Genomic DNA, 10,361 nt, shown 5'->3' with positions numbered 1-10,361 from the left:
ACTTTTTTTTCATATGCTTGACGAATATAAAATTCTACTGCAATACTTCACGTGGACAAGGACAAGATCAATATCATTTTCACCACTTCAACATTGATCACTCATGATTTACTCATGATTTGAATAAATCTATTTCACATTCATACCTTCCTCCCACTCAATCCCGATTGACCTCATATCCCTTCCAGAAAATTTCCTAGTGCCAGGCACATGGAAATTATCTGGAAGAAAAAGACACCTTCTTAAGAGAAGATGTCTTGTCATTTGTTCTATTTATACATGACTTTTCCTTTTTCTGCTGCCACTGTTACCACGGAGCTTCATTGTGTCACGGTCTTTGCGAGGCTTACGATCTCGATCGCGTCCCCCGCCACCTTTACGGTAACCGCCTCCACCTTTACGGTCATCTCTTCGTTTACGAGAATATCCACCAGATGATTCGCGCTTAGGCTTCCTTTTTGAACGAACAGGTGCTTCACCAGTTATTTTTACAGGCTTCTGGTTTGGCTCCTTCGTTACCATTTTCAATGCAGCAGCAACGAGTGCTACGGGATCATTATCTTCCATTAATGCTTGTGCATATCCTAAAAGATTTTCGTCTAACTCTTGACCCAATGCCTTTTCGAGCTGTCCAACCGCTTGTTGATGACGTCCAGCTAACGCTTCTGCATACGTTGGAACACCTTGACGTTTCATCGGCTTTTTCGTAACTTTTTCAATGACTTTTAAGTGATCTTTTTCCTTTGGAGTAACAAAGCTATATGCAATCCCGCTTTTCCCAGCACGCCCAGTACGTCCAATACGGTGAACATAGCTTTCAGAGTCTTGTGGTAAATCGAAGTTAAATACGTGAGAAACGTTATTTACATCAAGTCCACGTGCTGCGACGTCTGTTGCGACTAAAATATCAATTGTGCCGCGTTTAAATTTACGAATCACTTGGTCACGTCGCTCTTGCTTCATATCCCCGTGTAAGCCTTCAGCTGCAAACCCGCGAATACTAAGTGATTCTGTTAATTCATCGACTCTTCGTTTCGTACGTCCAAAAACGATTGCCAGCTCTGGTGGATCCATGTCTAATAAATGACACAACGCATCAAACTTCTCTTTTTCACGAACTTCAATGTAACGCTGTTCAATGTTTTCTACTGTCATTTCCTTTGCCTTAACCGTAACACTGATCGGGTTATTCATAAATTTTTGCACGATTGTTTTTAAACGAGTAGGCATTGTTGCTGAAAACAACATCGTTTGTCTCTCATTCGGAACATCAGCTAAAATTGTTTCAATATCTTCGATAAAACCCATGCTTAACATTTCATCTGCTTCATCTAAAACGACCGTATTCATAAATTCCGGACGGATTGTTTTACGACGCATATGATCCATGAAACGTCCAGGTGTTGCCACAATTATTTGCGGACGGTCTTTTAAGCCACGAATTTGTTTGCCAATGTCCTGTCCTCCATAAATTGGTAACGAGCGGATACCTTTAAACTGACCAAGCTTATTAATTTCTTGTGATACTTGAATTGCTAATTCACGTGTCGGTGCAAGTACAAGTCCTTGCGGATGTCTTTGCTCTACTTCCATATTTTCAATTAATGGAATACTAAAAGCAGCAGTTTTTCCTGTACCTGTTTGTGCCTGACCAATAATATCTTTTCCGGCTTTTCCATGTGGTACGACTTGTTCTTGAATCGGAGTCGCTTCTTTAAACCCCATACTTTCAATTGCGCGTAATATCGAATGCTCGATATCTAATTCATAAAATAATGCCAAATCTTTTCTTCCTTTCATTTATCCATCTCTATATCGGATCCATCTTTTATATGATCTGCTGTCATTTTTCGCAGAATCCATTTATCGCTTCGTCAAGAATAAAAAGCTTATCCCTTATTGAGAGGAATAAGCTTACACTAAGTTATTCTTATCAATGTTTAGTTGAACCATTCATAAATAAAATAAATCCTTGCCGGATGAATAATCTGTAATTTTGTTCGTCCACTGAACCAACTTATTAACCTTAACACAAATAAAGCTGTATGACTACACAATTTTCTTTCTGCAAAAATATGTTCGTGAAACCTTCCTATGGATGCAACGTAAAAATAAATGACTTATTTTCACTGTAAAGATTAGGAAAAGCGAAGTACAATAGAAGATGCATCATTTGTTACAGGAGGAGAAAAAATGAAAAATCAATTATTAGCAGGCATTATTTTTTTGTTTATTTTCACTTTAATTGGTTGCACAACAGCAACAATAGAATTTTCCGATGAAACGTTGGAAGAAGCGATTATCGAAGCTAGGGATATTGAAGGTGAACTGACAGAAAAAGAAGCTCAATCAATTACTTCACTTGACCTTTCGGACTTAGATATTCACTATTTGAATGGTATTGAAGAGTTAACGAACTTGGAAATGGTAGATCTTTCACACAATCAGATTGAAGATTTCACCCCTTTGTTAGAGTTGGAACATTTGACTGATGTTACGATTATCGGCAACCGAATTGATGAAGACGAGGATTCGTTTCAGGCAGTTGAAGAGCTACTAGAAAATGGTGTCGCTGTCGAATATGAAGATACACCAGCATTTGCCGAGACAGGACCACCATCTGAAGGTGTATTTTACAAAGTCGAAGAAGGCAGTAACACTGTGTACTTATTCGGTTCAATTCATGTCGGGATGGAAGACATTTACCCCCTTCATGAAAATATAGAAAGTGCCTTTGATGAAGCAGATTATTTAGCTGTTGAAATTGATATGACCGAGCTGAATGGCTTTGAAGTTGCGAACTATATGAGTCAAGTTGGAATGTATCAGGATGGACGTTCGTTAAGTGACGTTATTCCGGATGACCTATTCCAAGATACCGTTGATATTCTCCAAGCATATCAATATGACGAATCGATGGTCGATATGTTAAAGCCATGGTATGCAGCCACATCGATTTCTAATGTCGCGGTAGAAGAGGCAGGATATTCTTCTGATTACGGTATCGACTTCTATTTTATCGACCGAGCTAAAAATAATATTGATATCATCGGTTTAGAAACGGTTGAAGATCAAATGGGAACGTTTGACATTCTATCAGAAGATAGTCAAGTAGCATATTTACAAGAAGTTATTGATGATTATGACAATATGGAAGAAGACATGGCTGAGCTTATGGATATTTGGCGAACCGGAGACATCGATTCTTTATTGCCACAGCGAGACATTGATGAAAATGCCAGTGAAGATTATCAGGAATATAGTAGAGCATTAATGGATGATCGTGACTTTGAGATGACAGAAAAAATAGAGGACTTTCTCTTATTTGATGAAAATGAAACGTATTTTGTCGTCGTAGGAGCTCTGCACCTTGTCGGAGAAACGAGCATCGTCGGTTTATTAGAAGACCGCGGGTATGAGATTCAAGAAGGGATCGAGTAACGATATAAAATGTGAGAGGGTGTCCCATAAGCTTTGCTTTTGGTGACCCCTCTTTTTTTACATTTATCATGGACATTGTATAACGATGATTATCTCAGCGACTGTCACTATTCGATATCGACTAATTCACCTTTAAAGAACCGCTTCTTCACTATTTCAATATTTAAATCTTTGGCAAGGTTACTGAGCCATTTTTCCTCAATCCCTGACACTATCGTTATGACAACGCCACTGCTACCGGCTCGTCCTGTCCGACCTGCTCGATGAATATATTGCTTACCCTCTCGAGGAACGTCCAAAAGAATAACGTGAGTAAGATCTTGAATATCCAAGCCACGGGAAGCAACATCAGTTGATAGGAGCACTGGTACTTTCCCTGAGCGAAACTGTTTAATGGCTGATTCACGCTCCTGTTTTGTCACTTCACTATGAAGCACTCCAACTTTATGCCCTTTATATTCCAGTTTGTCGGCAAATTCATGTAATAAGTCAATATCATTCGAAAAAGCGAGTGCCTTTACGTTTCGCATATTAATAATTTTTTTCAGCTGTTCAATTTTCTCTCTCTTCTCACAAACAATGTAATGATGCTTCATATTTATTAATTCATCATCTTTTCTCTCAATGCGAATAATTTCTGGATTGTTCATTCGCTCAACAGCTTTTTTTTCAATTTCTTGCGGCAACGTTGCTGAAACGACAAGGATTTGCCGGTCCTTTAATGTTGTCTTTATAAGACTGTCGATTTCCTTGTCGTGCTCAGTTGATAACAGTTGATCCCCTTCATCTAGCACAATCGTTTTTACTTCATGCATCTTAAGCTTTTTCATTTGTACAAGCTCAACCAGTCTCCCTGGAGTACCAACTACTACTTGCGGTTTTTTCTTTAAACGATCAAGCTGACGTTTTATATTCGCTCCACCGACAAAAGATGCCGTTTGAATCTCGGAACCTTCAGACCATTTTCTCACCTCATCTACGATTTGCATTGAAAGTTCTTTAGAAGGAGCAACGATGACAACTTGCGTATTTTTCACTTGTGGATCCACATTATGTAATAATGGAAGCAAATAGGCGAGCGTCTTTCCAGAACCAGTCGGTGCTTCAACCACCACATCTTTCCCCTCATGAATCACAGTGACAGCCTGTTCCTGTACAGCAGTAGGTTGAGAAAACTGAGATTTTTCCCATGCCTCTTGTAAAAACGACGTAAAACTCTGTATCATAGTCCATGTACGATTATTCATAACAAACCCCTCTTCATTCAGATCATACCGAAAGGAAACCCATATTTATCCAGGTGCCAGGCACCTGGATAAATATGGAGTTTCGTTTTCTTTTGATTTTTATTATAGATTGAGTGTAGCGTATTATGTGCTACAAAACCAAATTTTTATTTAAAAGGTGCGATATTATGAGTATTTTAACTGTAAAAAATTTAAGCCACGGTTTTGGTGATCGGGCGATCTTTCATGACATATCATTCAGACTTTTAAAAGGGGAACATATTGGTTTAATCGGCGCCAACGGCGAAGGAAAATCAACCTTTATGAATATCATTACACGCCAGCTTGAGCCTGATGAAGGAAAAATTGAATGGGCAAAAAATGTCCGTATCGGCTTTCTTGACCAGCATACTGTCTTAGAAAAAGGCCAATCGATCCGAGATGTTCTCAAGGATGCTTTTCAATACTTATATGAAATGGAAAGAGATATGAACAACATGTATGAAAAAATGGGAGAAGCGACACCCGAAGAAATGGAAGCATTACTTGAGGAAGTCGGAACGATTCAAGACTTACTGACAAACAACGATTTTTATACGATTGATGCAAAAGTTGAAGAAGTTGCGCGAGGACTTGGCCTTGATGAAATCGGACTAGATCGTGATGTCAACGATTTAAGTGGCGGTCAACGTACAAAAATATTGTTAGCAAAGCTTTTACTCGAAAAACCTGATATTTTACTTTTAGACGAACCGACGAATTATCTTGATGAGCAACATATTGAATGGCTCAAACGCTACCTTCAAGAATACGAAAATGCATTTATATTGATTTCTCACGACATTCCATTTTTGAACAGTGTCATCAATCTGATTTATCATATGGAAAATCAAGAGCTTAATCGATATGTCGGCGATTACGAACATTTTAAACATGTATATGAAGTAAAGAAGCAGCAAATCGAAGCAGCTTATAAAAAACAGCAAAAAGAGATTGCTGACTTAGAAGATTTCGTTGCGCGAAATAAAGCGAGGGTCGCTACTCGAAACATGGCGATGTCACGACAAAAAAAGCTAGATAAAATGGAGAAAATAGAGCTAACGAAAGAAAAACCGAAGCCAGAATTCCATTTTAAAACAGCACGTACACCTGGCAAGTATATTTTTCAAACGAAAGACCTCGTCATTGGCTATGATGAACCTTTATCTAGACCACTTAATTTAAGTATGGAGCGAGGACAAAAAATTGCGCTCGTTGGTGCTAATGGTATCGGAAAAACGACACTATTACGCAGCTTATTAGGGGAAATTAAACCGTTAAACGGTTCAGTCGAGCAAGGAGATTTTCTTGAGATTGGCTATTTTGAACAAGAAATAAAGAACAAGTCCAACAATACATGTATTGAAGAAGTATGGGACGCTTTCCCTCATTTTTCTCAATACGAAGTCCGTGCCTCTTTAGCGAAGTGTGGTCTGATGACGAAACATATCGAAAGTAAAGTTGAAGTATTGAGCGGCGGGGAAAAAGCAAAAGTTCGACTTTGTAAACTGATCAATTCAGAAACAAACTTACTCGTGCTTGATGAACCGACTAACCATCTCGATGTTGAGGCAAAGGAAGAGCTAAAACGAGCATTAAAAGAATATAAAGGAAGTATTCTTTTAATTAGCCATGAACCCGAGTTTTATGAAGATGTTACTACCGACGTCTGGAACGGCGAAACATGGACAACAAAAGTCTTCTAAGAATATGAGATCATTATAAATAAAGTCGTAATAACAATAATAATATTGGTTATTGCGGCTTTTTTTTGAATATATATGGACTATTCAATCCATATAATTCATGTAAAAGGAAGGTGTTCGAACATGTTTTTTCAGCCGCAGTTTCACCATACTCAACCAGATCCTCGTATCACTGCACGAACGAACAAACAAGGACAGACAATCGTCGTTTATGGTGAGGGTGTCGTATCCGCACAGCCTGATGAGGCTAATATTACGGTTGGAATTATCTCAGACGGGGAAACATTACAAGAAACACAGGAAGAAAATTCAACGACGTCCGCAAACGTTATTTCAGCACTTCTTCAGCTCGGAATTCCCGAAGAAAACATCCAAACCGTGGCCTACCGCGTTGATATGCAATATGACTATATTGATGGACAACAAGTATTTCGAGGGTACCGAGTGAACCATCAGCTCCAAATAACTATTGAGAATATCGAGCAAACGGGACTCGTCGTCGATACGGCCATTGCTAATGGTGCAAACTCAGTCTCGAATATTCAATTTTCTCTGTCGGACCCTAGTGAGAAATATTCCGAAGCCCTCCGACTTGCCATTCGCTCTGCAGAAAATAAAGCGAATGTCATCGCTGATGAACAGAACCTTTCCTTAGATCCTACTCCGAAAAAGATTGATGAACTTAAAGAAGATGATATCGTCCGTCCCTTTCAACCAACTTTACTTGCACAAGCAGAAGCAGCACCAATCCAGCCAGGAACACTGCAAATAAAAGCAAGAGTTAAATTAACGTATTCATTTTAATAGCATATGAAATAAGGGACAATAGTACGTTTCATCTCTTCTTTTCTTAAAAAAACTTGCTGCTGCATACGTCCCTTGTTTCATCATAGTCTTAAAACAAACTACTATTTTTTTGTTTTCATAATTATCATCATTGTTTCCTCTTGAACATTACGTAACGTAATGTTTTAAGATGAACAGTACAATCATTTAATAAAGAAAGGGAAATAATGATGGAAAATGTCGTAATGAAATCACTAATAAACGAAAGTCAAGTTCGCTTGCTTGTTGTTGACAATACAAAATTAATTAATGAAATTCTTAATTTGAACAAAGAAGCTAACACCGTGCTTAAACTAGCATTAGGGAAAACTTTATCAGTAATGAGCATCATTTCAGGAACATTAAAAGGAAACCAAAGAATCAGTCTGCAAATCACACTGAGTAATCCAAAATATAAAATTTTTGCTGATGCAGATGCACAAGGAAATGTACGTGGTTATATCAATGAGAATCTATCGAAGGCTTCTTTTGATGAAGTAAATCCAAAATCGTTGAATGACCTTATTGGCCATAAAGGAAAAATCCGGATAATAAAAGGGTCAGAGATGAATCAATTTACCGGAATTACGAATATGCCTTACGGAAATATTGTTGATGATATCTCCCATTACTTTGTCCAAAGTGAGCAAACTCCAACCTTTTTAAATGCGAACATGAAATTTGGTGAGGACGGCTGCCTATTATTCAGTCAGGCTGTTTTTGCTCAACTGCTTCCAAATGCACAACATCAATTAATGCAAAAGATAAAAGACAAAATCCTTTCAAACCAACTATTCAATGGTGAGAGTAATATAAAAAGTAACATTAGGAATCACTTTAATGATGTTAAAATACTAGGACATAGTCCTGTCCAATTTTTCTGCGGATGTTCAAAAGAAATGCTTTATGGGATGCTTCATTCTTTGGAGAAGGACGAAATCGAACAAGCTATCAATAACAAAGAACCAATAAATACAGTTTGTCAAATTTGCGGAAGAACATTTACCTTTGAACAAAATGAATTACAAAACCTCCTTTGAAAAAAGGAAATCGACTAAAATAAATAGAAAGGGCCTTAATTTGTATGAAACAATACTGGAAAGTAGGAGAACTTGCTTCGTTAACCGGGTTAACAATTAGAACGTTAAGATATTACGATCAAATACAATTATTTTCTCCGTCTAAATATACAGAGTCTGGTCATCGCCTTTATACAAAATCAGATTTAACTATTTTACAGCAGATTTTATCTTTAAAACAAATTGGTATGTCTTTAGAAGATATCAAGTTAATCGTGAAGGATAAAGAAAGAAATTGTGCTGCAGAGATTCTAGCAACCCAAATAAAGCGTGTAAAAAAAGAAATACAGATACAAGAAAACTTACTCAATGAATTAGAATTTGCCTATAAGGCCACTCATGATAAAGAAAAGATGTCTTTAGAGGAGTTAACTAAATTATTGAGTGCCATGAAAATGAATCAAGAAAAATACTTTTCAAAACAACAATTAGATTTGATGAAAAAAAATTATGATCATATTGATCAAGAAAGGTTAGAAGAAGATGAAAAAGAATTCAAATTTCTTGTGAAACAGATACGTGAGGAATTAGAAAAAGGTACCTCTCCTGAAAACAAAAAGGTCCAAGAATTGGCTATACAATGGAGTGATATCGTTTATTCCTACACAAAGAATGATCAAGAAATACAAAGACAAGCAGAAAAGTTCCATGCTGAAAATCCTAATAATGAATTGCAATCCGGAATGGATACCAAATTATACCAATATATTATGGGAGCACTAAACCGATTATGAAAAGTTGAAAGAGGTAGCTTTCATCCCTCTTCCAACTAATAGTGTGTGTTCAAAAAAGAGCCAAGTAGATTAAGGCGACGAAAATGTTTTGAGTTTTAGCGAAGAGATACGAAAGCTATTTTTCCCAGACTGTTGGACACCCTCTAATAAAATAATGTACTAAACGAGTTCTGCCTCCAATCGTGCTACAGCTTCATCGATTTGCTCATACGTTACGACCAATGGCGGCAGCAACCTTATCACTCTCGGACCCGCATTCAGTGCAACCATTCCTCGTTCGCGTAAATTCGCTAAAACTTTGGACACATCGCCTTTGCATTCAATGCCAATCATAAGACCGATACCTCGAACCTCTTTTACAAAATCACTCTCACTCAGCACATCATTTAATTTCTCGAATAAATACTTCCCTTTTTCCACAACTTCACCTAAAAATCCATCGTTAAAAACTGTCGATAATGTTGCTTCAGCAGCGGCCATCGCTAATGGATTTCCGCCAAATGTTGTGCCGTGACTTCCAGGACCGAACGTATCTTTGAGCTCCGCTTTCCCTATTAGTGCACCAACAGGAAAACCATTCCCTAGTCCTTTTGCAACTGTAATGATATCAGGTGAGATCTCATAATGTTGATAAGCAAAAGGATTACCTGTACGCCCTATCCCTGTTTGCACCTCATCTATGATCAAGAGAATTTCTTTCTCTTTGCATAAATCTGCTACTTCTTTTATAAAGTGCTTCTCACCGGGGATTATGCCTCCTTCCCCTTGAACCACTTCAAGCATAACAGCAGCAACCGATTCATCAATCTCTTCTTCACACGATAATACATCATTATAGGGTAAATAAAGGAACTCATCGAGTAAAGGTCCATAGCCTTTATGAATCTTCTCTTGCCCTGTTGCAGACATGCTTGCAAATGTCCTTCCATGAAAAGATTGTTTAAAACTAATAATCTTTGTTTTTCCAGTCTGTTTTCTAGCTAGTTTAATCGCCGCCTCATTGGCTTCAGCACCGCTATTACAAAAGAAAACAAGTTCTCCATCTGAAAACGTCGTAAGCAACTTTGCCACACGCTCTTGCCCTTCAATTTCGAACATGTTAGAGACGTGCCACACTTTTTCAGTTTGAGCCTTCAGCGCCTCCGTCACTCGTTCATGACAATGGCCTAAGTTGCATGTGCCAATACCAGAAGCAAAATCTAAATACTTTTGCCCCTTTTTATCAATAAGTACCGCTCCTTTTGCCTCTTCAATCGAAATGTTCCATCTTGCATATGTTGGAAATAGTGCACTCATTCATAAAACCACCTT

Annotated in this window: 8 protein-coding genes; 5 read left to right on the top strand and 3 right to left on the bottom strand. The window is 37.9% G+C overall.

Features of this window, described 5'->3' with window-relative positions; all coding sequences use genetic code 11:
* Nucleotides 1–273: 273 nt before the first annotated feature.
* On the bottom strand, nucleotides 274–1,800 hold the full coding sequence (locus tag CD001_RS11165; RefSeq protein ID WP_179298708.1) for a DEAD/DEAH box helicase: 1,527 nt from the start codon (nucleotides 1,798–1,800) through the stop codon (nucleotides 274–276).
* A 393-nt stretch (nucleotides 1,801–2,193) separates the two neighbouring features.
* Between CD001_RS11165 and CD001_RS11160 the strand changes: the two genes are divergently transcribed.
* A complete protein-coding gene (locus CD001_RS11160; RefSeq protein ID WP_096187818.1) occupies nucleotides 2,194–3,441 on the top strand; it encodes a TraB/GumN family protein in 1,248 nt (415 codons plus the stop codon).
* Between the two features lie 107 nt (nucleotides 3,442–3,548).
* Here CD001_RS11160 and CD001_RS11155 read toward each other — a convergent pair whose 3' ends face one another.
* The gene (locus CD001_RS11155) at nucleotides 3,549–4,688 is read right to left on the bottom strand and encodes a DEAD/DEAH box helicase (RefSeq protein WP_096187817.1); all 1,140 of its coding nucleotides are present in this window, start codon (nucleotides 4,686–4,688) and stop codon (nucleotides 3,549–3,551) included.
* A gap of 167 nt (nucleotides 4,689–4,855) precedes the next feature.
* On the opposite strand from CD001_RS11155, the gene CD001_RS11150 reads away from it, so the two are divergent.
* The 4 genes from CD001_RS11150 (at nucleotide 4,856) to CD001_RS11135 (ending at nucleotide 9,050) form a co-directional block, all read left to right on the top strand.
* Nucleotides 4,856–6,412: an ABC-F family ATP-binding cassette domain-containing protein gene (locus tag CD001_RS11150; protein WP_096187816.1), complete on the top strand. Its 1,557-nt coding sequence runs from the start codon at nucleotides 4,856–4,858 to the stop codon at nucleotides 6,410–6,412.
* A gap of 123 nt (nucleotides 6,413–6,535) precedes the next feature.
* Nucleotides 6,536–7,216: an SIMPL domain-containing protein gene (locus CD001_RS11145; RefSeq protein WP_179298707.1), complete on the top strand. Its 681-nt coding sequence runs from the start codon at nucleotides 6,536–6,538 to the stop codon at nucleotides 7,214–7,216.
* Between the two features lie 209 nt (nucleotides 7,217–7,425).
* Complete coding sequence (locus CD001_RS11140; RefSeq protein WP_096187814.1) at nucleotides 7,426–8,277, top strand: Hsp33 family molecular chaperone HslO; 852 nt, start codon at nucleotides 7,426–7,428, stop codon at nucleotides 8,275–8,277.
* A gap of 44 nt (nucleotides 8,278–8,321) precedes the next feature.
* Entirely contained in the window at nucleotides 8,322–9,050 is a 729-nt protein-coding gene (locus CD001_RS11135; RefSeq protein ID WP_096187813.1) for a MerR family transcriptional regulator, read from the top strand.
* A 159-nt stretch (nucleotides 9,051–9,209) separates the two neighbouring features.
* Here the strand turns inward: CD001_RS11135 and CD001_RS11130 are convergent, their stop codons facing one another.
* Nucleotides 9,210–10,346, bottom strand: coding sequence for an acetylornithine transaminase (locus CD001_RS11130; protein ID WP_096187812.1), 1,137 nt, complete (start codon nucleotides 10,344–10,346; stop codon nucleotides 9,210–9,212).
* Nucleotides 10,347–10,361: the final 15 nt, after the last annotated feature.

It is taken from the genome of Evansella halocellulosilytica (assembly GCF_002335745.1).
Taxonomy (GTDB): domain Bacteria; phylum Bacillota; class Bacilli; order Bacillales; family Salisediminibacteriaceae; genus Bacillus_CA; species Bacillus_CA halocellulosilytica.
This window is presented reverse-complemented; position numbering and strand designations above follow the sequence as displayed.

Excerpts from the sequence above, each read along its gene's own strand:
- CD001_RS11145 (WP_179298707.1), top strand. The coding sequence starts at position 6,536 with ATGTTTTTTCAGCCGCAGTTTCACCATACTCAACCAGATCCTCGTATC.
- CD001_RS11140 (WP_096187814.1), top strand. The coding sequence starts at position 7,426 with ATGATGGAAAATGTCGTAATGAAATCACTAATAAACGAAAGTCAAGTT.
- CD001_RS11165 (WP_179298708.1), bottom strand. The coding sequence starts at position 1,800 with ATGAAAGGAAGAAAAGATTTGGCATTATTTTATGAATTAGATATCGAG.
- CD001_RS11155 (WP_096187817.1), bottom strand. The coding sequence starts at position 4,688 with ATGAATAATCGTACATGGACTATGATACAGAGTTTTACGTCGTTTTTA.
- CD001_RS11150 (WP_096187816.1), top strand. The coding sequence starts at position 4,856 with ATGAGTATTTTAACTGTAAAAAATTTAAGCCACGGTTTTGGTGATCGG.
- CD001_RS11160 (WP_096187818.1), top strand. The coding sequence starts at position 2,194 with ATGAAAAATCAATTATTAGCAGGCATTATTTTTTTGTTTATTTTCACT.
- CD001_RS11135 (WP_096187813.1), top strand. The coding sequence starts at position 8,322 with ATGAAACAATACTGGAAAGTAGGAGAACTTGCTTCGTTAACCGGGTTA.
- CD001_RS11130 (WP_096187812.1), bottom strand. The coding sequence starts at position 10,346 with ATGAGTGCACTATTTCCAACATATGCAAGATGGAACATTTCGATTGAA.